This is a genomic window from Mesorhizobium sp. Arg314 (genome assembly GCF_053714275.1).
This window is the reverse complement of record NZ_JBSKBP010000002.1, coordinates 320634-344349: the sequence shown is the minus strand read 5'-3', so window position 1 is coordinate 344349 and position 23716 is coordinate 320634. Positions and strand designations below refer to the sequence as shown.

Here is a 23716-nt window from a genome sequence, read left to right as displayed (position 1 = left end):
AAGGAACATCGAACGCGGACGCGTATCCGCGAAGGGTTAAGCCAGAATGGCGATGCAGAACGAGAATGCCCACGCCGCAGACTTTGGACTTCGAGCCCTGGCTCTGTTCCTTCGCTTTCATGGCGTAAACGCTAAGCCCGACCAGATCCGCGATCGCTGTGGCGGCGGTGCAATCGGCATCCGCGCGATGCTTCGTTGCGCCCGCGAGTTCGGGCTTAAGGTCGGTTCGCGCAAGACACAGTGGAAACAACTTGCGGGCATCCGGTTGCCCGGCATCGCTTCACTGCATGATGGCGGATTTCTGCTTCTCGGAAAGGTCAGCGACAAAGGCGCGGTTGTGCTGCATCCACCCTCGTCAAATGCGAAGCTGATCACGCGCGCGGAATTCGAAGCAATCTGGGACGGCCGTTTGGTCTTGGCTGGATCACAGAACGTCGCGCAGCAGGCGCTTCATGCCCTAATTGGCCGTGGGCGTGATCTGGTACGGCGCGCCCGCGATACCGTGATGCGCGCTCGTTTCGCCGATCGACGCGATAAGGCCGCCCAGGCGGCGAGCGCTGCATCTGAGAGCGGCGATGACTCAGGGCTCATGGCCTTGGCGATATTGCTGCGTTGTCATGGCATCGCGGCCGAGCCGGACCAGATCCGGCACCGGATGGGCGCGGCGCGAGTGGGTGTTACCGAAGTCGTGCGCTGTGCAAAAGACTTCGGACTCAAGGCTCGGGCACAAAGGACGAGTTGGAAACGGCTGGCGGTTACTCCGCTGCCTGGAATCGCCGTGCTTCGGGACGGTGGATTCCTGATCTTCGGCAAAGTCGTCGACGACAAGCTCCTCGTTCAGCGCCCATCGTCGCCGCAACCCATTACAATGACGCAGGCCGAACTTGAGGCCATCTGGGACGGCGACATCATCCTGATGACCCGGCGCGCGGCCCTGACGGACCTGTCTCGGCGGTTTGACATCGGCTGGTTTCTCGGCGCGGTCCACAAGTACCGCCATCTTCTCGGCGAAGTGCTGATCGCGTCATTCTTCCTTCAGGTCTTTGCCCTCATCTCGCCGCTGTTCTTCCAGGTCGTCATCGACAAGGTGCTCGTGCATCGAAGCATGAGTACGCTCGACGTCCTGGTCGCGGGCCTGATCGCGCTGACCGTTTTCGAAACTGTTCTCGGCACACTGCGCGTCTATCTGTTCGCGCACACGACGAACCGTATCGACGTCGAACTCGGCGCCCGGCTGTTTCGTCACCTGATGGCGTTGCCGATCGCATATTTCCAGACACGCCGCGTCGGGGATTCAGTCGCACGCGTCCGCGAACTCGAGAACATCCGGCAGTTCCTGACGAGCTCGGCGCTCACGCTTGTCATCGATCTCGTCTTCACCGTCGTTTTCCTTGCGGTGATGTTCTATTATACGACTCCGTTGACGCTGATCGTTCTGTCGTCGTTCCCATTCTACATCGGCATTTCTGCGGGAGCTGCGCCCCTGTTTCGGCGGCGCCTTGATGAGAAGTTCGATCGCGGCTCGGAGAATCAAGCTTTCCTGGTCGAGACTGTCACGGGCGTCGAGACGCTGAAGGCCATGGCGGTCGAGCCACAGATGCAGCGCCGCTGGGAGGAGCAGCTCGCCGCCTATGTGACCGCAAGCTTCCGCGTGCTCAGCCTGAACAATACGGCGAGCCAGGCGGTGCAGATGATCAACAAGCTGGTCGTCGCCGCAACCCTTTACTTCGGCGCCAAGCTCGTGATTGGCGGCGACCTGACCGTCGGCGAACTCGTCGCATTCAATATGCTGGCCGCGCGCGTGAGCATGCCGGTGCTGCGGCTCGCGCAGATCTGGCAGGATTTCCATCAGGCCCGCCTGTCGATCGATCGTCTCGGCGATATCCTCAACACCATTCCCGAGCCAAGCTTCAATCCTGGCCGTGCCGCACTGCCGGCAATCCGCGGGCGGGTGACATTCGAGCATGCGACTTTCCGCTACCGAGTCGACGGCCCCGAGGTGCTGCACGATGTATCGTTCAGCGTCGAGTCCGGTCAGGTCATCGGCATCGTGGGCTCCTCGGGCTCCGGCAAGAGCACAATCGCCAAGCTGATACAGCGGCTCTATGTGCCGGAGAGTGGACGCGTGCTGGTCGATGGAGTCGATCTGGCGATGGTCGACCTAACCTGGCTTCGACGCCAGATCGGCGTGGTCTTGCAAGAGAACGTGCTCTTCAACCGATCCATTCGCGAGAACATCGCGCTCGCTGATCCGGCTATGCCCATGGAGCGCGTCATTGCAGCGGCATCGCTTGCCGGCGCTCACGATTTCATCCTGGAGCTGCCCGAGGGCTATGACACCATCGTGGGCGAACGCGGCAGCAGTCTTTCCGGCGGGCAGCGCCAGCGTGTCGCAATCGCCCGGGCGCTCATTACCGATCCGCGCATCCTCATCCTCGATGAGGCGACCAGCGCCTTGGACTACGAAAGCGAGCGCGCCATTCAACAGAACATGAAGCGAATTTCTGCCGGCCGAACCGTCTTCGTCATCGCTCATCGGCTCTCGACCGTGCGCCACGCGAACCGGATCATCACGATCGAGCATGGCCGCATCGTCGAGGATGGTACCCATGATGACCTAATCCGCTCGAACGGGCGCTACGCAAATCTCCACTATCTGCAAGCTGGCATCCATGACGCCCGCTAGCCGAAACATCGTCCCATTTCCGAGAGCCCAAGTTCGCCGCCAGGAGCACGAAGTTGCGTTCCTGCCGGCAGCGCTCGAAATCACCGAAACGCCGCCGTCACCGATCGGCCGCGCGATCGCGGTGAGTATCGTCGCGGTCTTCTGCGTCGCGCTGGTGTGGGCGTCGTTGGGCAGCATCGACATCGTCGCAACCGCGACGGGCAAGATCGTGCCAGACGGGCGCATCAAGCTGATTCAGCCATTCGAGGCGGGCGTTGTCCGCGCTATCAACGTGCGCGATGGACAGAGCGTGAAGGCCGGCGACGTGCTGATCGAGCTCGACCCCACCCTGACGGAAGCCGACCAGGAGCGCCAGAAAAGCGATCTTCTTTCGGCCGAACTCGACGTCGCCCGGCTGCGCGCGGCGCTTGCAGAGGATCCGCTTGCGGCCTTCCGGCCACCGCAGGGTGCGGGCGCCGCAGAGATCGAGATGCATCGTCAGTTTCTGATCAGTCAGGTCGTCGAACAGCACGCCAAGCTCGAGGAGACCGAGCGGGAACAAAATCAGAGGGAAGCAGAACGATCGACGACTTTGGCGAGCGTTGCGAAGCTTCAGGCGACGACGCCCGTGCTGCAGGAGCGAGTCGACATTCGCAAGAAACTCGTCGACAACGCGCTTGCTTCGAAGGTCGACTATCTCTCCGAGTATCAGGAGTTGGTCGGCCTTCAGCAAGATCTTAACCTACAGCAGAGCCGGCTGCGCGAAGCCGATGCAGCCATCGCGCTGCTAAGGGAAACGAAGGAAAAGATCGCCGCCGAGTATCGACGCGCGACCTATGACGCACTCGCGAAAGCCGACGAGAGGGTTGCGAGTGCTGAGCAGGAGGAGATCAAGGCAGAGCGGCGCACGAAGCTCCAACGATTGACCGCGCCGGTCGATGGCGTCGTGCAACAACTCGCCGTTCATACGGTGGGCGGCGTGGTTACGCCCGCTCAGCCACTGGCCGTGGTGGTTCCGAGCGAAAGCCATCTCGAGATCGAGGCCATGCTCTCCAACCGAGATATCGGATTCGTCCACCCGGGACAGAAGACGGAAATCAAGGTCGACACATTCAACTTCACCCGCTACGGGCTTCTTCATGGAGAAGTGCTCGGCGTGTCACCGGACGCCATACCTCGCGAGAGGCAGAGCGAATCGAACGGCCCCGTGTCGGCCGCAGCGCCGAGCGACAGTGAGCCGAGGGGTCAGGAACTGGAATATGCCGCGCGCGTCTCACTGGACCGTACAGACATGCAGGTGGAGGACAAGCTCGTCAAACTCAGTCCCGGCATGGCAGTGACGGTCGAGATCAAGACTGGCGCGCAAAGTATCATCGGCTACTTTCTCTCGCCGCTGGCGAAATATAAGCAGGAAGCGCTACGAGAGCGGTAAAAGCCGGCTTCCATCCGACGCCACTTCGTTCGCGATGTCGACCCGGGAACGCGCCGGGTCGGTAGGGATGCTCCTATTGGGTTAGGGGGTGCGAACCGGAGCGTTTGGGCTACCCCAATTCATGAGAGTGCCTTGGGCTAGGCTGCCTGTTAGGATTGTGCCCGCAGGCGCGGAGCGGAAATCGTGACGCTGAACATAGTCGGCAGAGCCAGGCCGAACACATTCGCCTTCGAAACCAGTGCTCTCGTCAAAGCCATTGGCTTCCGGGAATACGACGCACGCTGGTGGTTCGGCTATCCAGGCTCAGAGTCGGAGAAAGAACCCGAGCTCAACCTGATGGGCGTGCAGGCGATCGGCATGGGGCTCGGCACCTTGATCCGCCGAATGGGCGTAGGCCCGGACATCGTCACGGGCCACGACTTCCGCAGCTATTCCATGGCGATCAAGATGGCGCTGGTCTCTGGCCTGATGGCGGCCGGCGCGCGCGTCAAGGACATCGGCCTGGCACTTTCTCCCACGGCCTACTTCGCCCAGTTCGCGCTCGACGTGCCCTCGGTGGCCATGGTGACGGCCTCCCACAACGAGAACGGCTGGACCGGCGTGAAGATGGGGGCGCAAAGGCCCCTGACATTCGGCCCGCAGGAGATGACAGCTCTGAAAGCGATCGTGCTGGACGGCGATTTCGATCTCATAGGCGGGGGAGACTATGAATTCGTGTCCGGATTTCGCGAGAGATACATCGAAAACCTGACTGCCGGAAAGAACATCGGCCGAAAGCTGAAGGTGGTGGTCGCCTGCGGCAACGGCACCGCGGGCGCTTTTGCGCCGCAAGTGCTGGAAGGCATCGGCTGCGAAGTGATCCCGCTTGACGTAGAGCTCGACCACACGTTTCCACGCTACAGCCCCAATCCCGAAGACATGCGGATGCTGCACGCGATCCGGGACAAGGTTCTGGAGACGGGCGCCGATGCCGGGCTCGGCTTCGACGGCGACGGCGACCGCTGCGGCGTGGTCGACAACGAGGGCAGCGAGATTTTCGCGGACAAGGTTGGCGTCATGTTGGCGCGAGACATTTCCGGCCAGCATCCGAAATCCATCTTCGTCGTGGACGTCAAGTCGACGGGACTTTTCATGACGGATCCCGTGCTCGCGCAAAACGGTGCAAGAACGGATTACTGGAAGACCGGGCACTCCTACATCAAGAGGCGCGTTGCCGAACTCGATGCCATAGCCGGTTTCGAGAAGTCGGGTCATTTCTTCTTCAACCAGCCGGTCGGACGCGGCTACGACGACGGGCTCCTCACCGCGATCGCCGTCTGTGAGATGCTCGACCGCAACCCGGGCAAGACACTCGCGGACCTTTACCGCGAACTGCCATTGACCTTCGGTACCCCAACCATGTCGCCACATTGCCCCGACGAGGTGAAATACCGCGTGGTCGCGAAAGTTGTCGGGGAATTCACGAAAATGAAGGGGGACGGGATCGAGTTCGCTGGCCAGCCGCTGGCCGATCTGGTCACTGTGAATGGGGTGCGTGTCGTTGCCCAGGACGGCACCTGGGGATTGGTCAGGGCCTCTTCGAACAAACCGGAAATTGTCGTCGTTGTGGAAAGCCCCGTCTCGCCGGAGCGGCGTCGCGAGATGTTCGAGGCTCTCGATGCCGTTCTGCGCCGCAATCCAGAGGTCGGAGCCTACAACCAGACATTCTGAGGGAACTCGACCATGCCTGCCCGGATCGTAAGTTTTGTCATGAGTGGTGGCGTCGGCTCACGGCTGTGGCCGCTCTCGCGCGAAGACAATCCCAAGCAATTCCACGACCTTTCGGGCGACGGCTCCATGCTTGCGAAGACCGTCCGGCGCCTCAAGGCGCGGCCGAACGGTGAGACACCGATCTACCTGATAGCCTCCGAACGGCATGCCGACCGCATTGTCTCGGACATCGGTCCACTTGGCCTGAACGGGGGCAGACCGATTTTCGAACCCGTTGGCCGCAATACCGCCGCGGCGGTCGCCATAGCCACCCTGCAGACCATCTCCGAACATGGCGGCGACGCGCTTGTGCTCGTGGTCCCCTCCGACCATGAGATATCGACTGAAACGCAATTCTGGGAAACCGTCGATGTGGGCGGGCCTGCCGCCGATTCAGGAAGCATTGTTACATTCGGCATCAAGCCGACTCATCCTGAAACCGGGTACGGTTACATCGAGGTTTCGGCAAATGGTGACGGAGTGTCTGCTGTTTCTCGTTTCGTCGAAAAACCCGATGCCGAGACAGCCCGCCAATATATATCTTCGGGAAAATTCTACTGGAACGCCGGCATCTTCCTATTTCGTGCTGACGCGATGCGGAAGGCATTTCTCGATTTCCGGCCCGACATCTGGGAGAGCGCGGAACGGGCCTATAAGACCGCACGGGCCGACGTCTCAGGCATATACTTGCCGCGGAGCTTCTACTTGGCTGTCCCGTCGACGTCGATCGACTATGCGGTCATGGAGCATGCACGCGGTATCGCGATGGTTACGGCTTCCTTCCGCTGGAACGACCTTGGATCGTGGCAATCGCTGCTCGAAGCCAGCCCGACGGACCGCGACGGCAATGTCGTAATGGGCGACGTCGTCGCCATGGATTGCGGCAACTCCTACCTCAGAAGCCAGGGCAGGCTGCTGACCGTCGTCGGAATGAAGGATGTGGCGGTGGTGGCGACACCGGACGCGGTATTCGTCGCTCCTGTCGGCCACAGCCAGAACGTGAAGAAAGTTGTCGAACAGTTGGAGAAGTGCGGGCGCCTCGAGACGAAGTTCACGGCGTCGGAAGACAGGGTCATTATCAGCGGGTCATGGCGCAAGCGCGTCGAGCACTGGCTTTTCGAGGAAACCCTGCCGCTGTGGTCCACTGCAGGTGTCGACGATGTGCACGGTGGCTTCCACGAGGCTCTCGGTTTCGATGCAAGACCGTTGGGCAAACCCAAGCGGATGCGGACGATGGCTCGCCAGATCTACGCCTTCGCGGTTGCCAAGGAACGCGGTTGGCCTGGACCTGCCGACAAACTTCTCAACCACGGGATCGACTTCATCGCGAAATACGGGCGCACCGACCGCGGCGGCTGGGTACGCACCCTCAATTCCAACGGCAGCGTGGCAGACCCGGCCGAGGACGCCTACGACCATTCTTGCGTGCTCCTGGCGCTTGCCCATGCTCACCGGTGCGGCCATCAGGATGCCCTGGGGTTGGCACAAGAGACATTCCGTTTCATCGACGCCCATCTCGAGGACGACAGCCTGAACGGCTTCCTTGAGACCCCTAACTGGAACGGGGTGCGGTTCTCGAACCCGCACATGCACATGCTGGAATCCTTCCTTGCCTGGCATGGTGTCACCGGCGACCGAGCATACCTGCGTCGCGCGGCACGCGTCATCGATCTCTTTCGGTGCCATTTCTTCGACCAGGAGAGCTGGACACTTGGAGAACGCTTCGACGTCGATTGGCTGCCGTTGCCGGGGGACGAGGGACAGTGGACCGAACCAGGGCACCATTTCGAATGGGCCTCCCTCCTCATCGATTTCGCGCGGGCGAGTGGACAGAAGGACTTGGTTGCATATGCGAGAAAGCTCTATTCGTCGGCGATTGCCAGCGGTTTGAACCGGGCCACGGGTCTGGCCTATGCAGCCGTCTCGCGCCACGGACTGCCCCTCGACCGGCTTTCGCGAAGCTGGCCGCAGTGCGAGGCGATCAAGGCGGCAGTTGCCCTTGATGGTATTGGCTGGCCTGATTTGAACCCCGAGATCGAAGCGCGCGTCGCCCGGCTCTTCAGATGGCATATCGATCCCGCACCGCTCGGCCTATGGGTCGACAGGATTGATGAGCGCGGAAGGTCAGTGGCGACGGAGGTCCCCGCGAGCATCTTCTACCACCTGGTCACAGCGTTGATGCAGTACCTGGACAAGACAGGGGGACAGATCGAGGCCTTCCCGCTGGCAGTTTCGGAAACAAGTAAGTCCTCTCTTAGGCAGGTCTACGCCTGACTTGACGGTCCCCCGTCTTGCGGAACGCGGTGCAAGCTCGCTGGGTTACCGCAGGGCTTCACGCTGCTCGGACTGAGAAAGGCGCCTGGCGCCTATCTCGCCGAAGGGGAGCCTTCGACCAGCAGCCCATGTATTTACTAGAACCCACCTTTCCAATGCCGATACCACGGCCGAAGCTGTCGGTGATGTCACTTTCGGCAATGGCGGCGAATCGTTCGAAGGCGGACGGCCTTTAGCAACTGACCTTCAACGGTGCCACGGTGGTTAGCCTCTTAGCCTCGACGCCGGGCAGCCATTGGCCGATGTCATCCGTTCAGCCAAGGGTGCGATCTGACAGCTGCTTTGATTGTGTCATGCCATCATCCGACATGATCGTCGGAGGATGGCATGCCCTCACGGCAAGACCGAAATGCGCCCGAGAAGAGCCACCAGCTCCGCTTGCCGTTTCGTCTCAGTCTTGGCGAACAAGGACGCGAGTTGGGAGCGGATCGTCGTGCGACTGAGGCGCCAGCTCCGTGCTATCTCCAAAGGCGCGTCGCCTCGAGCCAAGCGCAACGCTAAGTGCGTCTCGGCACCCGTCAAGCCGAACATGCGCCGGAGTGTCTGAGGGTTGGCCGCGGCCCTGTTTTCCCGATCCAGCAATGCGACGATGCAAGTTCCGTCATGTGCGACCACACCTATTTCATTCAGCACCACCGGCCTGTCACCATGGTTTCGGATCACCACCCAGGACAGTGAACCTGGCACGAAATGCACCGGTACGTTTGCAACCAACCGTCTGAGTCCGGTCGAAAGCGCGCATGCCGTTTCGGCAGCGTCACCCTGTCGTTCAATCGTGGCTCGGGCGGCCGCATTCCATTCGACCACCTTCCTTTCGCCGTCGAGCACCAGGTAGCCGCACCCGATGCGCTCGAGCATGCCGGTGATAGACTCCAGACTCCGACGTTGCAGGTCGGCGGCCGATTCATAGGACCGATCCGAACTGCGTGCTGGATGTGTCGTCTGCGAATGCCGCGCGCAAGTTTTTTTAAGCGCAATGTATCGCCCGCCCGCAACCGGGTCGGCGTGCCTTTCGATCAGAGTCATGTTTGTACCCGCCCTACCTGCACGCAGTCATCGCAATTACTTGCGGTTTCTTACGTTCTCTTGATCCAAATAATTCCCCTAACCTGAATTTCGTATCTGATTTGTCTGCGTAGGATTGTAGCCCGTCGCAACTCGTTATTCTACGCGCCGGCTAAGGCGTGGCAATCCCACGGTGGTATTAGGTTGCCCCCAAACGGCCTAGTCTCGACGAGCTAGTCCGAAGGTTGTAGTCTGATGCATGGGCTCATATTTGCGCTGGCTGAATTCGACAGTGCCTGGGACACGTTAGCTCACGTAGCTTCCGTAGTTTCAATAGATCGAGCGGCCCGGCGGCCTCTACGGGGGGTACTTAGTCGGCCACCGGGCCTAACCGGCGGGGCGTGGGACCTGCTGCAGGTCGCCGGCTACGGCAACTCTGCGCGCATGTCATCGGCAAGGCATCATTCGAACGAAGACGATGCTCGCGCGCCCGGCATCACAGGATCATGACAAGACCCGGCGATCATCCGTTGGCCAATGAACCTGTCGCGCTTGGCTGTCTTCATCACAACGAAGGACGACAAGCATAAGCCCACATGATCTGGTGAGCACAAGACGCCAATATGGAGACCAGTTTTCCCAGGGCGATTTGCGAGGTCGGATACATGCGCGGGCAGAGACAGGAAAAATTTGGCCAATCCATGCTGGCGATCCTCGAAGCTGAATGCGCCGAGCGCGCCGCCAAGGCAGCCCGGTTGAAATCGCTTCGCATGCAATTCTTGATGGTGGAAGCGGGTCTGCAGGTCGCCTTTGTCGAGGAGATCGATTGCACCGTGCTGGCCGCAGCATTGAGAGAAAGTGAGCGCGTTTCCCGGCCTCTCCATTTCGACCGCTGACGTCCACTGAGGAGCAGTTCTGGCTTTCCGCAGTTCTGGCTTTTCCATTGAGAGCAACCGACGCCACATCGCGTCGGTCATGGGCGGATTCCATCGGCCATCCGCGGCGGCGTAGAGAGCAAGAAATTCACGTGGGGTGTCCGCGGCCTGAGACTTGCGTCATTCGAATAAGGGTGCGCCCTACACTGCTCCGATCTATTCCGAATATTGCGTCAATACGGAAGTACTGCACTGCAGGAACTGACGCTTCTCGCCTCGGTCAGGTCGCAACGCCCCGTGTTCGCGCATAAGGCAACTTGCCGATCTCGCAAGGATCGGATCGACGCCCAGGATCATCATTGGACGGTGATCCAGCCTCACGGATCGGGGGTTCCGAATGACCAGCTTGTCTCAAATCTACACTCAATTCTCCGGCATTTCGGACACTTCGAGCCAATCCCCTTGATGATTTCATCGCGCCGGCGGATGCGAGTCAGGTCTTGATCGACACGCAGCGCCACTTCCTCACGACGCAAACGGCCGAGCAAGACGCGAAAGTCGCCGAGATCACGCGCCAGCTGGCCGAGAAAGAGGCGGAAGGCGAGACAATCGCCGCCACCATCGACAAGCTGCAGGCTGTTCTTCCGCCGCTGCAAGAGCGAGTGACGATGGACAAGAGCCTCTACGACAAGGGTCTCGCCTCCAAGATCACCTATCTTACCGACTTGCAGGACCTGATCAGCCAGCAGCACGATCTCCCGGTCCTGGAGAGCCGCGAGAGCGAGGTCAAAGCGGCTGTCTCGGTCTTGAAGGAGACCCGCGCGAGAGCCGAAGCCGAATACCGTCGCTCGCTTTTCGACGATCTGGCGAAGGCGGAGCAAAAGGCGGCAGGCCTCGCCCAGGACATGATCAAGGCCGAGCACAGGGCGAAGATGCAAACCTGACTGCTCCGGTAGATGGCGTCGTCCAGCAGCTTTCCGTGCATACGATCGGAGGCGTCGTCACGCCGGCGCAGGCACTCGCGGTCGTGGTGCCGGCCGACGCGGCCCTCGAAATCGAAGCGATGGTGTCGAACAGCGATGTCGGCTTCGTATCTGCGGGGCAGGAAGCGGAGATCAAGGTGGATACCTTCAATTTCACACGCTACGGGCTCCTGCACGGCCGCGTGCTCGGTATCTCGCGCGATGCCGTAGCGAATGACAGGCGTGATGATGCCGTGCGGGATCAGTCCTCCACCGCAGAGAGTTCGACAACCGAGAAAAAGGACCAGGAGCCTGCTTATCTCGCGCGCGTCTCGCTGGACCGCACACAGATGCAGATCGAGGGCCGGTCCGCCGATCTCTCGCCCGGCATGTCGGTGACGGTCGAGATCAAGACAGGCTCGCGCCGCATCATCGGCTATCTGCTTTCGCCGCTGCTCCGCTACAGGCAGGAAATCTTCCGCGAGCGATGAGATGGTTTGCCTGTGTCGCGTCGGCTGGCCGGCAAGCACGAAGCGGCCCGGCTCGGTCTCTGCGGCGCTGCGAGTATATCCCTGGTCAGCGTCGGTTTCATTCCAACATTCGAACTGAAACGAAATGTGCAGAACCGGCGTATGCTCTCGTTTCCGAAAATTTGGCGGCGAATGGCGAGGCTCTGCCACAAAGCCAACTCGACCAAATAACGAGTTTTACCTATGCGCCTCAATTGAGTTCCAAACCAGGTCGCAGCGCTTTTTATTGGACCTTTGAAATAACAGATCCACGTCTCCGTAATTCAAGTCCGCAGAAAATTTTCCTCCAATGCCAATGATTTTCTTCGCAGCTTGAATTATTTCGTTTGCTTTCTTGGATATTCACGAGAAATAATTCTCGCACGCCTATCTATCTAGTGCCAATGGGGCTATACAGAAGCGGCGGCCGCCCATGCCGGCCCCAGAAAGAAGCTCCCCATGAAACTTCGGCTACTCCGCGACTGCGTCGTCATTCGCCGCGCCGAAGGCGACACCACCAAATCCAAGGGCGGCATCGTCGTTCCGGACACGTCACAAGAAAAGCCGCTGGAAGCCGAAGTGATCGCCGTCGGCTCGGGCGCGCGCGACGAAAGCGGCGCACTCATCGTGCCCGATGTCAAAGCCGGGGACTTTGTCCTGTTCGGCAAATGGTCCGGCACCGAGGTCAAGATCGACCGCGAAGACCTTCTGATCATGAAGGAAGCCGACATCACGGGAATCATCGGGAAGACAGTGGCTGCCAAGAACGCCGCTTGACCGGTCTGCCTTCACGGCAACCGCCCACTCCAATTTTCGAACGGGATGAACAATCATGTCTGCCAAGGAAATCAAGTTTTCCACCGATGCCCGCGACCGCATGCTGCGCGGCGTCGAACTCCTCAACAACGCCGTCAAGGTGACGCTCGGTCCCAAGGGTCGCAACGTCATCATCGACAAGGCCTATGGCGCGCCGCGCGTCACTAAGGATGGCGTGACGGTGGCCAAGGAGATCGAACTGACCGACAAGTTCGAGAACATGGGCGCGCAGATGGTGCGCGAAGTGGCCTCGAAGACCAACGACCTTGCCGGTGACGGCACCACCACCGCCACGGTGCTGGCCGCCTCGATCCTGCGCGAAGGCGCCAAGCTCGTCGCGGCCGGCATGAACCCGATGGACCTCAAGCGCGGCGTCGACCAGGCTATTGCCGCCGTGGTCAAGGAAGTCCAGAAACTGTCCAAGAAGGTCAAGTCGTCGGCCGAGATCGCGCAGGTCGGCACCGTCGCCGCCAATGGCGACGCCACCGTCGGCGCCATGATCGCCAAAGCAATGGACAAGGTCGGCAATGACGGCGTCATCACCGTCGAGGAAGCCAAGACCGCCGAGACCGAACTCGACGTCGTCGAGGGCATGCAGTTCGACCGCGGCTACCTCTCGCCCTATTTCGTCACCAATACCGACAAGATGCGCGCCGAACTGGAGGACCCATACGTCCTTATCCACGAAAAGAAACTCGGCAATCTGCAGGCGCTGCTGCCGATCCTCGAAGCCGTGGTGCAAAGCGGCAGGCCGCTGCTGATCATCTCGGAGGACGTCGAAGGCGAGGCGCTGGCGACGCTGGTCGTCAACAAGCTGCGCGGCGGCCTCAAGGTAACGGCCGTCAAGGCACCGGGCTTCGGCGACCGCCGCAAGGCCATGCTGGAAGACATCGCCGTGCTCACCTCGGGCCAGATGATTTCGGAGGATCTCGGCATCAAGCTCGAAAATGTCACCATCGAGATGCTCGGCCGTGCCAAGCGCGTGCTGATCGAGAAGGACACGACCACAATCGTCGACGACGCCGGCACCAAGGCCACCATTCAGGCCCGCATCGCCCAGATCAGGAGGCAGATCGAGGAGACAACTTCCGATTATGACAAGGAAAAGCTGCAGGAGCGGTTGGCGAAGCTCGCCGGCGGCGTTGCGGTCATCCGCGTCGGCGGCGCCACCGAATCGGAAGTCAAGGAAAAGAAGGACCGTATCGACGACGCGCTGAACGCCACGCGCGCCGCCGTCGAAGAAGGCATCGTTCCAGGCGGCGGCGTGGCGTTGCTGCGCGCCAGGTCGGCGCTCAGCGGCCTGACCGGCGCCAACGCCGACGTGACCGCCGGCATCGCGATCGTGCTCCGGGCACTCGAGGCGCCGCTCCGCCAGATCGCCGAGAATTCCGGCGTCGAAGGCTCGATCGTCGTCGGCAAGCTTACTGGCAGCAAAGACGCCAATCAGGGCTTTGATGCCCAGAACGAGACCTATGTCGACATGATCAAGGCCGGCATCGTCGACCCGGCCAAGGTGGTGCGCACGGCACTGCAGGATGCCGGTTCGATCGCCGCCCTGTTGATCACCGCCGAAGCCATGATTACCGACATTCCGGCCAAGGATGCCGCGCCTTCACCCGGTGGCGGCATGGGCGGAATGGGATACTGACACGTGGGCCGTCAGGGGAGGATTGGAAGCGGATTATCCAATGGTTGCGCCTAATTACGCGGCTCGAAGATCGATGCTCGCTCAAGCAGCGGGGCTGGGGCGCAAGTTGCAGCCGACTCCCACCAAAAGAGCTCCTGCCAAGCGCAAGCCCGGGGCTTAATGAACGTAGGCTTTCGGAGCGTCCAACCTCGGGCGCCTCGTCAGGCGCGGGTAGCCTACCTAGCCCACGCCCGCCTTCGGCGACGCTTTAGGCTGAGCGTCCCGATGGTGGGTCTGACGATGTAGCGGTTTCCCGCTCCCGCTCCAAACCAACTATCCGACAGTTTGGTGGCACTGAGACTCAAACCTGTTGGCCCCCTGCCCGACCATCTGCAGATCGGCTCGGTATCGCCGGCCCGATCATTCCACGTCCTGATCTGTGGCCCGATAGGTTCCATAGCCGACCTTGATGAGCAGGCCCTCGTTGGACATCCGGGCTGGGTAGGATCGGGGAAATACCGATGTTCGTAAGGTCGCGCGTTCGCACCGCTTCTCGTTCTTGGGCAAGCGCGACTGCCCGTTGCCTCAGCGATAGTCTTGGACCGCCTGCCATCCGGATCCGCTCCGCGCGCTGGCGATCCCGCTTGCGAAGCTTGGGGGAAGGCTCCGGCGCAGTGTTGAGGGGGATCGGCAACTCATAGTTCGCAGTTACGCGCGGCTTGGGGAGCCAAATATTTTCAAGGAGAGGTTATCAGCGGGCCGCCTTGGTCCGGCGGCTATCTTTATCCGCGTACATCGCCTCGTCCGCTTCTGCAATCAAAGCGTCGAGAGATTTCAACGTTTCCGTTGTTGGATTGTGGTGGGCGAAGCCCAGACTGAGGGCCAGTGCCGGCTCCCCCGCCGATTCGCGATTGTGATCCTCCACGGCGCTCGCGAGGCGGCGACGCAGAAGGTCGACGGCTGCCCCGTCGACGCCATCTGTCATCGCGATAAACTCGTCGCCGCCGATTCTGGCGACCACATCTGACACCCGGAAAACGGAACGCAGAACCCCTGCTGTCCTGATCAACGCCCGGTCACCGACTTCATGACCAAAACGATCATTGATGCGCTTCATGCCGTCCAGATCGACGAAAGTCACCACCAGCCCCGCTCCGGCCCTGACGGCGCGCTTCATCACCTCTCTGGCGAGCATTGCGAAGCCACGACGGTTGTGAAGGCCGGTTAGGTCGTCGACGAGCGACAGGTCCCTTATCTGCAGCACCATTCTATGGCGCTCCCGGGCATAGCGGATGGCGCGAACAATTTGCTGCCCGTCGATCTGCCCTTTGACGAGATAGTCCTGCGCACCGTCGCGAACCGCTTGAATCGCCGATCCTTCGTCGTTGAGACCTGTCAGCACGATGACCGGGACGTCCGGGGCGGTCGTCTGGAACCGGCGAAGCGTATCCAAACCCGTACTGTCGGGGAGAGACAAGTCGAGCAATACGAGATCGAAGCTCTGGTCGGCGAACTGCTCGAGGCCATGGGCCAACCGATTCACTTCAGAGATCACGAAGCTCGTGCCGCTTCCATCCGCGAGCAGTTCCCGGATCAGCCGAGCATCACCGGGATTGTCTTCAACGAGTAGGATGTTTAACGGGCTTTCGCTCAACTCGCGCTACTCCGGCGGTAGCTTCACAATCGAGAGCCAGAAGTTCTCGATCCCGCGCACTACGCGTACGAATTCATCCAGGTCGACGGGCTTGGTGATGTAACAGTTGGCATGCAGGTTGTAGCTGGTCAGGATGTCTTTCTCGGCCTGCGAGGTGGTCAGCACCGCAACCGGAATACGTCGTAAGTTTTCGTCCGCCTTGATTTCGGCCAGGACCTGGCGGCCGTCCATACGGGGCAGATTGAGGTCAAGCAGGATCAAGTCCGGACGTGGCGCATCGGCATAGCGCCCTTCTCGCCGCAACATTGCCATGGCCTCGACTCCGTCTTGCACGACGTTGAGTTCGTTGCGCACCTTTGCGTCTCGCAAGGCCTCGATCGTGAGCCGAGCATCGCCGGGATTGTCTTCGACGAGGAGAATGTTGATGGGGCGTTCAGTCGAACTGAGGTTCATACCGGGTCCATTTGAGGTGCCGAGGACGTTGGAGCCAACTTCCGTGCTTGACTGGTGTCTTCTATATCCCGGCAGGGGAGCGTAAAGAAGAATGTCGAGCCACGATTGACCTCGGACTCGATCCAAATTCGACCGCCGTGGCGTTCGACAACTTTTTTGCAAATGGCAAGACCGATGCCGGTCCCCGGATATTCGGCCCGTGTGTGCAAGCGCTTGAAAACGGCAAAAAGCTGCTCGATGTACTTGGCATCAATCCCTATGCCATTGTCCGCGATCGAGAATAGCCATTCCCCGCTGTCTCGCCGCGCCGCGATCTCAATTTCCGGGACGCGATCGCCACGGAACTTGATGGCGTTGCCGATCAGGTTTTGGAACAGTTGAACCAACTGGAATCGATCGGCATCGATTTTCGGCAGGTCCGACTTTCGGATGATTGCGCCGCTCTCGACTACTGCCGCTTTGAGGTTCGTCAAGGCGCGCTCGACCGCAAGATTGCAATCGATCGCCTCGTACGCACTGCCCTGCGTGCTGACACGTGAGTAGACCAGCAGGTCATTGATCAATGCCTGCATCCGCGCAGCGCCATCCACGGCAAAATGGATGAACTCGTCGGCATCGGCGTCCAACCGACCCTTGTAACGTCTGCCAAGCAGTTGGGTATAACTTGCCACCATTCGCAGCGGCTCCTGCAAGTCATGCGAGGCGACATAGGCGAAGCGCTCCAGCTCGATATTTGACCGGGCCAACTCACTTGCCCTCAGGTCAAGCTCGCGTGTCTTTTCCGCGACCCGTTGCTCCAGGGTGGCAGCATGCGCGCGCAGTTCGGATTCCCGATTTTCAAGCGCGGTCGTCATTCGATTGAAGGCGCGCGCAAGACGACCAAGCTCGTCGCTCGATGACTCAGCCAGCACTACATCCCGCTCGCCCGCCTCGACTCGTCTGGCACCGGCCTCGATGCGCCGAATGGGGTTGGTTATGGTACGCGCCATCAATCCCGACGCCCCGGAAGCGACGGCCAAAAGCAGGCCGCCAGCGATCGCGAGGCTCTGACCAAGTTGATAGACAGGGGCAAAGGCTTCAGCCTTGTCGAGCTTTGTGACGAGACACAAGCCATACCTCTGTATCCAGCGATAGACGCTGATCGCCGGAACGCCGCGGTAGTCATTCGAAAGATCCAGCCCATCATTGTGTTTGAGGCAGAGCTCTGCCGCGGCGCTTTTGTCCGAGGTGTATGTGCTCGGCTCCGCATCATTCAGCAGGCGTGGCTTGTTCACAAACCGCCCATGCGTGTCGATCAAGTACGCTTCGTCGGTCGCGCGGAGCCCCGCTCGCCGATCGACGGCGGCAGCCAGATTCTGTGCTCCGACTCGGGCGACCAGAACGCCGAGAAGCGTTCCGCTCCGGGCACGAAGCGGAGCGGACAAGAACGGCTGCAACAGGTTAACGTTCCTGGACCGGTCCGGCACCAGATAGAGGCCGGAGCGAACCTTGCCATTGGCGAAATAAGGCTCGCCAGCGCCCTGTCTGGCAAGATCGGCCGGGTCCGTCGCCGTCAGGACCCGGCCCGATTTCGGTTCCATCACAAAAAGGGCGACAAAATCCTGCCCCTCTCCCGTGCGCGCCGCAAGGTCGTCGCGGAACTCGGCCCAATCGTCGGGCGAAGCGTCCGCCGGAAGATCGGCCAGCTTGGTAACGTCCTCGACAATGTGGGGCGATTCGCTGAACCCGCGCAGCTCGCTCGACTGCTCATCAAGCCATGACTCGATCGCGGCCTGTTTTTCCAGCGCTCTCGATTGAAGTTCGGCAACGACGCTGCCCTCAAGCGCCGCCTTGCCCTGGTCAAATGCCAGCCATCCGGTCGCGCCGAGCAGGATTGCGGCGAAGAGCGCGAAAAGCAGGGTGAGCTTTTGTGAAATTCCAAGCCGCGGAGGCGGCAAGGAGTCTTGCGAATCCACATGCGGTCGCGTGCTCATCCTGCACTCGGTCGCGCACTGTTGCGGAGCCGCAGCAGACCGACTCCCAACCAACCGAGGGCCAGCGCGAGCAAGGCGACGGGCACCCAGATTTGCGCCGCCAGGATACGCTGTCGGGACGAAGCGGCGACACCGAACAGATCAGCCTTGGACTGCGCGGAATAGCTGGCATGCCAGATGCTGAAGTCTCCCACCGACTTCCCGGTGGCCGGATCGACGAAAAAGCTGTGGCCATTATCCGTCATGTCGACGAGGGTACCCGAGATGGGCTCTATCCACAGGGAGCCTTCGCCATCGGTATGGGCCTGGAATCGCGCCGGTACGTCGGGAAGAAAGCCGTAGGTCTTGGTCTCGTCGAGGCCCGCAATCGTAAAGCGGTAGACGGCAAGCACCAGACCGTCGACCACCTCATTGCGGTCGAAAACCAGGTGCCGCGGACCGCCATAATAGGGGTCCCATATCCGATCACCAAGACCTTTGAGCCGCGGTGGGAACATGAACTGCCCGCTGCGGCTAACGTCGCCGTAACCGGCCACATTCTGGCGGGTCCTGCGATCGACACCATAAAGGCCGGTCGTTTGGTAATTCACCTCACCGGTGTCTGTCGTCCAATCGACGTGGCTCTGAACAACGGCAACGTCGCCGTTGGTATTTAGAACCTGGTCGACACGACGGCCCTTCTGGTGGAAGGCCGTGAAGGTGGCGTCTGGCGTCTGGCGAAAGCGACTATCCGATTCGAGCGTGACGCTGGCGGTGTAGTCAGCCGGCAGCCTCTCCAAGGCTGGTCCAAGGCTCAATCGAATAATCGCTGCGGTAATGATCAAAAGCGCTGGTGGTGTAAGGATCCACAGGAAACGTATCGAGCGCCGCGCCTGCGGAGCATTCACCAATGCCGAAGCATGCTGGGCATCAGTTCCCATCGTCGCTCCCTCGGCTCGCCAACGGTAATCAACTTTCGGCAGGAATCGCTCCCATGCCGACCAATATTGCATGCGTTCGTTGTCCCGCAATTAAGAAATAGCATGACTGTCAAGCTTGGCAAAGTTCCAACTCGCATTCTTAACAATCCCCTTGCGCGGCGTAGTCGCGATGCATGATCCGCTATGGTCGCCGGCAGGTTATCCCCACGATGAACATTCACTGATCGTTAACAAATTGGAAATTTGCAGATAGCTGACGCAGCGCTGGTGTGATTTCGAAGTATTACGATCCACGGGGCGGAGCGGCCTTCGCCGCCCGGGCGGGATCACATTTGGCCTTCAGCCATGTTTTAGAAGGTCCGTGCCGGTAGCGGCTATTGGCGCGTTTCGAGATGACACCATTAGGCCCTGTTCTCTCGACGGCGCGAAAGATCGCCAGCGCGTCGCCCTCAAAATGCTCGCTGTATTGGATCTTGCCCACGCGAGGCTCGACCAGTTGCCGCAGCGCTTGCTTGCGCTTCAGCAAGGGCAAGGGGGCAAGATTGCGACCGTCGAGATGGAGAATGTCGAACGCGACGAACACCAGCCGGCTCGGCTCGTTCCAGATCGCGGCTTCCAGCGCAGGGAAATCGGGTGTACCCCGCTCGCCCGACACAATCACCTCGCCGTCGAGAATGGCGGCCCGGCATGGCAGTTCGACTGCCAGGGCGATGGGCCAATATTTTGTCGTCCAGTCATGGCCGTTGTTGCTGTAGAGACGCACGCTGCCCTTATCGATGATAATCTGCGTCCTGTAGCCATCGAGCTCGGCCTCATGGACCCACCCCTCTCCTTCGGGCGGCTGCTCGACAAGAGTTGGCATCTGCGGCGGAACGAACTCCAGTTGGCCGCCGAACTTGGCACACTTACCCAATTACGCCACCACCATTGACGGACAGCGTTGGCGCGATCGGCACAGGCGGACCGATGTTCCCCCCAACTTGGAAACCTGCCGCCTGTGCCGAGCCCCCGCTAAGCCATCACGAACATCTACGAATAAGGTCGCATTGTCGTTGTCGTCGCATCCAAATACTTGTCCTGGCGTACATATCTCGATATCGGCGCGGAATCACTTGTGCCGTCTCCGATGGCGGCCGGCGACGCCCTGCTCAGCTTCCAAGCGCCTTGAGCCAACCTTCAAAGGAAGAGGCCTTCTCGTGCTCGCCAAGCGAAACAGAGTGGGCGGGGCGCGGCAATACCATCGTCCTGCGGCCTTCGCGGGGGCTGTAACCGAATTCCTTGCTGAACGCTCGGCTGAAGTTGGCCGCTGAACTGAACCCGAAGGCTTCGCCAATTTCGACAATGCGCCGGTTGTCCGCTGGATCGCTAAGCGCAAGATGGGCTGCCAAAAGGCGGCGACTTTGAATGTAATGGAGAACACCACCGCTCGGTTCGAACAACTGATAGAGACGAGATCGCGAAACGCCAAGCGCCCGGCACATAGAATCCGGTGTCAGACGAGCCGCGTCCAGATTGTTTTGAACGTATCGACGCGCTCGCTCCATCAGCGCGATGCTCGCCAGTTGTTCGGCCGCCGCGGCATGTTCCGCTGGAGGCGCAAGGCAGGCAATGATCATGCTGCGAGCTGCGTGTACGATGCGGGGCAGATCTTCCGCCGTGAGATCGCGCAATCTAGTCACGATACTGTTGACGTAGTCGATCAGAAGATTGGCAAAGTTTCCGGACAGAATTGAATTGTTGTTTGCGTCGAGGGTCCCCGCCGCGTCGGCGAACAAATCACGCGGCAAATAGAGAAAGAGACTTTCGGATTCCGTTGTCCTGCCGCGGAACGGGTAGCCAAGAGATCTGAGCTCCAGTTTGCCCGGCTGGCCCTCAGCGACGCGGCGATCGACCTCCGTCCATGACCGGCCAGTATGTGGCAGGACGACATACCAGTGATCGATCGAACTGGACCGCAGCTTCGCGGCGGAACGCATATAACTGTGCGCCGGCGCGCGCTGTTCAACGATCAGCATGCCACCGAGATTCCAAGCCGTGTGGTCGGCGGAAAAGCCGTCGTCCGGCGATTTGTCATCCGGCAACTTGACCTCGACAAGCGGTGCCACATGCGCTTGCCAAGCGTTGAATTGATCCTCCGGTGCCAGTTTGAGCGTTGAAAAGGACAACGGTGCCAGCACCGACGCGAGTGGTGGAGCGGCCTCGTTGTGAGGTTGAACGTCGCGCGGCCAACGGCGTCGCTCACGCTCCGGCGCCTGCCCGGCATGCGCCTCGTTTTGCCTTCCAGCGTCCATCGCGCGTGGTGCCATATCCGATTCCGGTATGCCCATGCCCTCGCAATCATGTGGTGTATCCGGGGCATCTGGCAAGCCTGTCGACTGCATCGGCGATCACGCTGGATTACACCAAGAAATGCATCCCGAGATAAGTTTCTGGATGCGAAGATAACGACACTCTTCAAACTCGCACGTATAGATTCCGGCATCGTGAAAGCGATGTTGAGGAGACCACGAAATGAACGAAAAGCTCACGAGAGAAGCACGCCGCAAGATAATCCTTGATGGATACGTTAATAACGAACCATTGAAAGACATTGCGGCAAAGCTCGGATGCTCATTGGCGAGCTTGAAAGTGAGCGCCAGCAAGCTCGGCTGCACCAGAACACCAAAAGAGGCGGCGGACTTTCGCCGTGGCTTCCGCATACCGGAACACAAGCGGCAAGATTATTACCAGCTGATGACTTCCGGGCAATATAGATCCCGCGAGTGCGCGCAGATTTTGGGGATACTGACAACGCAATCCAGAGCCTCAGAGTAATATTGTCACAATACTATTGATGATAATATCGCTCAAGCCTCAGTGACAAAAGCCCGCCGCAAAGCAGGGAAGGCGGGCCTGAAAGGTTCGCTCAATGCTGCGTCGCCATCTTAACGGCACCTGTCTAAGCCCTCTCGATCTGGCTGTTTGCGAACGCGTGTTCAATCAGGTCTGCGCGGATGAACGGCTCGATCCTTTGGAGCCGGACGCTGAAATTTTGGCGGTGATGGTTGTGGCCGTTTATCGAAACGCTCACACCGGCGAGCGCGAACTGCTGGAGGCAGTCAGATCCCTCCGGCAAAAAAACGCGGGACCCGACCATTAATACAGGTCGCCCAAAATGCTCTGCGGCGCCTTGATTCAGATCCTGGACCCGCAACGCCTTTTGTCATAATACGGTCAAAGCTTTGATTTTGTTCGGGATTGGCGAATTCGAGGATACCGAACAACTCGCCGCGTAGCTCGGCATGCACCTCGCCACGCTTGTCACCGGACGCAAGGACGATCTCGCTGATCAACGAGCGCAATGCTTCGGCGGCCCGACGTCCGTCCTCGCCGTCGGCGAGCGTTTGCGCGGCATGGCTCATAATCTCGCACACGCCAAAAACGTCCACTCCTAAATTTCAAACTCATGCACTGCCACTTTGTCTCGTTGGTTGACTACGTTAATCAGACAAAGCTAATGTAAGGGGCGCGAGGTGATCTGCTATGGAGGGCGATACTTTCACCGCCCCCTTTTTGAAGCGCAACCAATGTCTCGCCTGTTTCTGGAATCCAATATCGTTTTGTTGTGGTCGGAATCTCCCAAACAGACTGACGGAACACCCGAGTCGACATTGCCTCGAATTCGCCCCGATCATTGTAGAGCAGTACTGACCACCATGCCAGCATAGCCGTCTTTACCAACTCTTGGAGACAACGAAGCCGCCGATGATCCAGGACAAAACCACGGTAGGCGTCGTGGTGCCGATGTTCAACGCCGAGCGAACCATTCGCTCTACCCTGACCAGCATCTGCCGGCAGAACTACCAGGCACTGGATATTATCGTGGTGGACGATGGGTCAACAGACGGGTCCGCATCCATCGTCGCCTCCTGTGCTATGCAGGACCGCCGTATACGCCTTGTAAGACAGTCGAATGCCGGTGTCGCGCTCGCGCGCAACCGCGGTGCCGCTTCAACCGACGCGGAGTTCCTGGCGTTCGTGGACGCGGATGATCTTTGGGCCCCGACCAAAATCGAACTGCAGTTGCGCGCATTGCAGGAAGGTGGCTCTTCGGCAGGCCTGGCCTATTCTTGGTTTGCACATATCGACGAGGAGGGTCGAGTATTTTCGCTGCACAACAAGCCTGACGCCGTCGGTCGCGTCCTGCAACGCATGTGCAGAAGGAACTTTGTCGGCAACGGAAGTTCGATGCTTGTACGTCGCTCCGCATTCGAGCGGGCGGGACAATTCGATCCGTCCTTGCGGGCCAGGAAAGCCCAAGGATGCGAGGACCTTCTGATCTGCCTCAGGATAGCGGAAAATTACGAGTTTCGTGTCGTGCCTCAGCACCTTGTGGGTTACCGGGTGACGAACGTCAACATGTCGAGCGATGTCATTCAGATGCTTCGTTCATGTGAAATCGTGCTTGCCGAATTCCGCGAAAAATACCCGCAATTCGGAAGAGATCTCGATGCCCATATGGTCGACATGATGCAGTGGCTTGCTGTCAGAGCTCTGATTGGCGGGCAGTTTTTCGCGGCCGGCAGGCTGCTGAACAGGCTGTTCGAGACGGAACCGGGCATTGCGATCTCCCGCCTGCCCAATATGCTGGAAGAGTATTGCAGGGCCCGATTGGTTCCTCGATGGCTCAAGGTGCGCATGAGACGAATGCGAAAGGACACGAGCGAATTTCGGCCCCTCTATAGCGAAATGATCTGGTGAAG

Annotated in this window: 20 protein-coding genes; 12 read left to right on the top strand and 8 right to left on the bottom strand. The window is 60.0% G+C overall.

Going from position 1 to position 23716, the window contains the following annotated elements; translation table 11 throughout:
* The first annotated feature begins 46 nt into the window (after positions 1-46).
* From ACWGS9_RS03735 to ACWGS9_RS03720, 4 genes are all read left to right on the top strand, one after another.
* Positions 47-2686: a type I secretion system permease/ATPase gene (locus ACWGS9_RS03735; protein WP_454503944.1), complete on the top strand. Its 2640-nt coding sequence runs from the start codon at positions 47-49 to the stop codon at positions 2684-2686.
* Positions 2673-4097 (top strand): HlyD family type I secretion periplasmic adaptor subunit, encoded by a 1425-nt coding sequence (locus tag ACWGS9_RS03730; protein WP_454503943.1) that lies wholly within the window; start codon positions 2673-2675, stop codon positions 4095-4097. Before ACWGS9_RS03735 ends, ACWGS9_RS03730 begins: the two co-directional genes overlap by 14 nt.
* A gap of 183 nt (positions 4098-4280) precedes the next feature.
* A complete protein-coding gene (locus ACWGS9_RS03725; RefSeq protein ID WP_454503942.1) occupies positions 4281-5807 on the top strand; it encodes a phosphomannomutase/phosphoglucomutase in 1527 nt (508 codons plus the stop codon).
* 12 nt (positions 5808-5819) lie between these two features.
* Complete coding sequence (locus ACWGS9_RS03720; protein WP_454503941.1) at positions 5820-8120, top strand: AGE family epimerase/isomerase; 2301 nt, start codon at positions 5820-5822, stop codon at positions 8118-8120.
* Positions 8121-8513: 393 nt separating this feature from the next.
* Here ACWGS9_RS03720 and ACWGS9_RS03715 read toward each other — a convergent pair whose 3' ends face one another.
* Positions 8514-9206: a helix-turn-helix transcriptional regulator gene (locus ACWGS9_RS03715; RefSeq protein ID WP_454503940.1), complete on the bottom strand. Its 693-nt coding sequence runs from the start codon at positions 9204-9206 to the stop codon at positions 8514-8516.
* 680 nt (positions 9207-9886) lie between these two features.
* Here ACWGS9_RS03715 and ACWGS9_RS03710 point away from each other — a divergent pair.
* From ACWGS9_RS03710 to ACWGS9_RS03685, 6 genes are all read left to right on the top strand, one after another.
* A complete protein-coding gene (locus ACWGS9_RS03710) occupies positions 9887-10081 on the top strand; it encodes a hypothetical protein (RefSeq protein WP_454503939.1) in 195 nt (64 codons plus the stop codon).
* A 479-nt stretch (positions 10082-10560) separates the two neighbouring features.
* Positions 10561-11004, top strand: coding sequence for a hypothetical protein (locus tag ACWGS9_RS03705; protein WP_454503938.1), 444 nt, complete (start codon positions 10561-10563; stop codon positions 11002-11004).
* A gap of 35 nt (positions 11005-11039) precedes the next feature.
* The gene (locus tag ACWGS9_RS03700; protein WP_454503937.1) at positions 11040-11513 is read left to right on the top strand and encodes an HlyD family efflux transporter periplasmic adaptor subunit; all 474 of its coding nucleotides are present in this window, start codon (positions 11040-11042) and stop codon (positions 11511-11513) included.
* A gap of 477 nt (positions 11514-11990) precedes the next feature.
* On the top strand, positions 11991-12308 hold the full coding sequence (locus tag ACWGS9_RS03695; RefSeq protein ID WP_454503936.1) for a co-chaperone GroES: 318 nt from the start codon (positions 11991-11993) through the stop codon (positions 12306-12308).
* Positions 12309-12363: 55 nt separating this feature from the next.
* On the top strand, positions 12364-13995 hold the full coding sequence (gene groL / locus ACWGS9_RS03690) for a chaperonin GroEL (protein ID WP_454503935.1): 1632 nt from the start codon (positions 12364-12366) through the stop codon (positions 13993-13995).
* Positions 13949-14155 carry a MucR family transcriptional regulator gene (locus ACWGS9_RS03685; protein WP_454503934.1) on the top strand — a complete coding sequence of 69 codons (207 nt, stop codon included), beginning with the start codon at positions 13949-13951 and terminating at the stop codon, positions 14153-14155. Before groL ends, ACWGS9_RS03685 begins: the two co-directional genes overlap by 47 nt.
* 570 nt (positions 14156-14725) lie before the next feature.
* Here the strand turns inward: ACWGS9_RS03685 and ACWGS9_RS03680 are convergent.
* The 6 genes from ACWGS9_RS03680 to ACWGS9_RS03655 all read right to left on the bottom strand — a co-directional run bounded on the left by ACWGS9_RS03680 (position 14726) and on the right by ACWGS9_RS03655 (position 21265).
* The gene (locus ACWGS9_RS03680; RefSeq protein ID WP_454503933.1) at positions 14726-15628 is read right to left on the bottom strand and encodes a GGDEF domain-containing protein; all 903 of its coding nucleotides are present in this window, start codon (positions 15626-15628) and stop codon (positions 14726-14728) included.
* A gap of 6 nt (positions 15629-15634) precedes the next feature.
* Entirely contained in the window at positions 15635-16081 is a 447-nt protein-coding gene (locus ACWGS9_RS03675) for a response regulator (protein ID WP_454503932.1), read from the bottom strand.
* Positions 16078-18054: a sensor histidine kinase gene (locus ACWGS9_RS03670; protein ID WP_454503931.1), complete on the bottom strand. Its 1977-nt coding sequence runs from the start codon at positions 18052-18054 to the stop codon at positions 16078-16080. Before ACWGS9_RS03670 ends, ACWGS9_RS03675 begins: the two co-directional genes overlap by 4 nt.
* Complete coding sequence (locus ACWGS9_RS03665; protein WP_454503930.1) at positions 18051-18974, bottom strand: porin PorA family protein; 924 nt, start codon at positions 18972-18974, stop codon at positions 18051-18053. Before ACWGS9_RS03665 ends, ACWGS9_RS03670 begins: the two co-directional genes overlap by 4 nt.
* Before the next feature lie 283 nt (positions 18975-19257).
* A complete protein-coding gene (locus ACWGS9_RS03660; RefSeq protein WP_454503929.1) occupies positions 19258-19887 on the bottom strand; it encodes an ATP-dependent DNA ligase in 630 nt (209 codons plus the stop codon).
* A gap of 235 nt (positions 19888-20122) precedes the next feature.
* Positions 20123-21265 (bottom strand): helix-turn-helix domain-containing protein, encoded by a 1143-nt coding sequence (locus tag ACWGS9_RS03655; RefSeq protein WP_454503971.1) that lies wholly within the window; start codon positions 21263-21265, stop codon positions 20123-20125.
* Between the two features lie 220 nt (positions 21266-21485).
* On the opposite strand from ACWGS9_RS03655, the gene ACWGS9_RS03650 reads away from it, so the two are divergent.
* The gene (locus ACWGS9_RS03650) at positions 21486-21788 is read left to right on the top strand and encodes a hypothetical protein (protein ID WP_454503928.1); all 303 of its coding nucleotides are present in this window, start codon (positions 21486-21488) and stop codon (positions 21786-21788) included.
* A 284-nt stretch (positions 21789-22072) separates the two neighbouring features.
* Here ACWGS9_RS03650 and ACWGS9_RS03645 read toward each other — a convergent pair whose 3' ends face one another.
* A complete protein-coding gene (locus ACWGS9_RS03645; RefSeq protein WP_454503927.1) occupies positions 22073-22402 on the bottom strand; it encodes a hypothetical protein in 330 nt (109 codons plus the stop codon).
* A gap of 316 nt (positions 22403-22718) precedes the next feature.
* Between ACWGS9_RS03645 and ACWGS9_RS03640 the strand changes: the two genes are divergently transcribed.
* Positions 22719-23714, top strand: a complete 996-nt coding sequence (locus ACWGS9_RS03640; RefSeq protein WP_454503926.1) for a glycosyltransferase family 2 protein — start codon at positions 22719-22721, stop codon at positions 23712-23714.
* The last annotated feature ends 2 nt before the right edge of the window (positions 23715-23716 follow it).

What these genes read in the sequence shown, in the direction of transcription:
- ACWGS9_RS03715 (WP_454503940.1), bottom strand. Translation starts at nt 9,206, where the DNA reads ATGACTCTGATCGAAAGGCACGCCGACCCGGTTGCGGGCGGGCGATAC.
- ACWGS9_RS03735 (WP_454503944.1), top strand. Translation starts at nt 47, where the DNA reads ATGGCGATGCAGAACGAGAATGCCCACGCCGCAGACTTTGGACTTCGA.
- ACWGS9_RS03720 (WP_454503941.1), top strand. Translation starts at nt 5,820, where the DNA reads ATGCCTGCCCGGATCGTAAGTTTTGTCATGAGTGGTGGCGTCGGCTCA.
- ACWGS9_RS03675 (WP_454503932.1), bottom strand. Translation starts at nt 16,081, where the DNA reads ATGAACCTCAGTTCGACTGAACGCCCCATCAACATTCTCCTCGTCGAA.
- ACWGS9_RS03640 (WP_454503926.1), top strand. Translation starts at nt 22,719, where the DNA reads ATGATCCAGGACAAAACCACGGTAGGCGTCGTGGTGCCGATGTTCAAC.
- ACWGS9_RS03685 (WP_454503934.1), top strand. Translation starts at nt 13,949, where the DNA reads ATGCCGCGCCTTCACCCGGTGGCGGCATGGGCGGAATGGGATACTGAC.
- ACWGS9_RS03650 (WP_454503928.1), top strand. Translation starts at nt 21,486, where the DNA reads ATGAACGAAAAGCTCACGAGAGAAGCACGCCGCAAGATAATCCTTGAT.
- ACWGS9_RS03730 (WP_454503943.1), top strand. Translation starts at nt 2,673, where the DNA reads ATGACGCCCGCTAGCCGAAACATCGTCCCATTTCCGAGAGCCCAAGTT.
- ACWGS9_RS03710 (WP_454503939.1), top strand. Translation starts at nt 9,887, where the DNA reads ATGCTGGCGATCCTCGAAGCTGAATGCGCCGAGCGCGCCGCCAAGGCA.
- ACWGS9_RS03665 (WP_454503930.1), bottom strand. Translation starts at nt 18,974, where the DNA reads ATGGGAACTGATGCCCAGCATGCTTCGGCATTGGTGAATGCTCCGCAG.
- ACWGS9_RS03670 (WP_454503931.1), bottom strand. Translation starts at nt 18,054, where the DNA reads ATGAGCACGCGACCGCATGTGGATTCGCAAGACTCCTTGCCGCCTCCG.
- ACWGS9_RS03655 (WP_454503971.1), bottom strand. Translation starts at nt 21,265, where the DNA reads ATGGACGCTGGAAGGCAAAACGAGGCGCATGCCGGGCAGGCGCCGGAG.
- groL (WP_454503935.1), top strand. Translation starts at nt 12,364, where the DNA reads ATGTCTGCCAAGGAAATCAAGTTTTCCACCGATGCCCGCGACCGCATG.
- ACWGS9_RS03695 (WP_454503936.1), top strand. Translation starts at nt 11,991, where the DNA reads ATGAAACTTCGGCTACTCCGCGACTGCGTCGTCATTCGCCGCGCCGAA.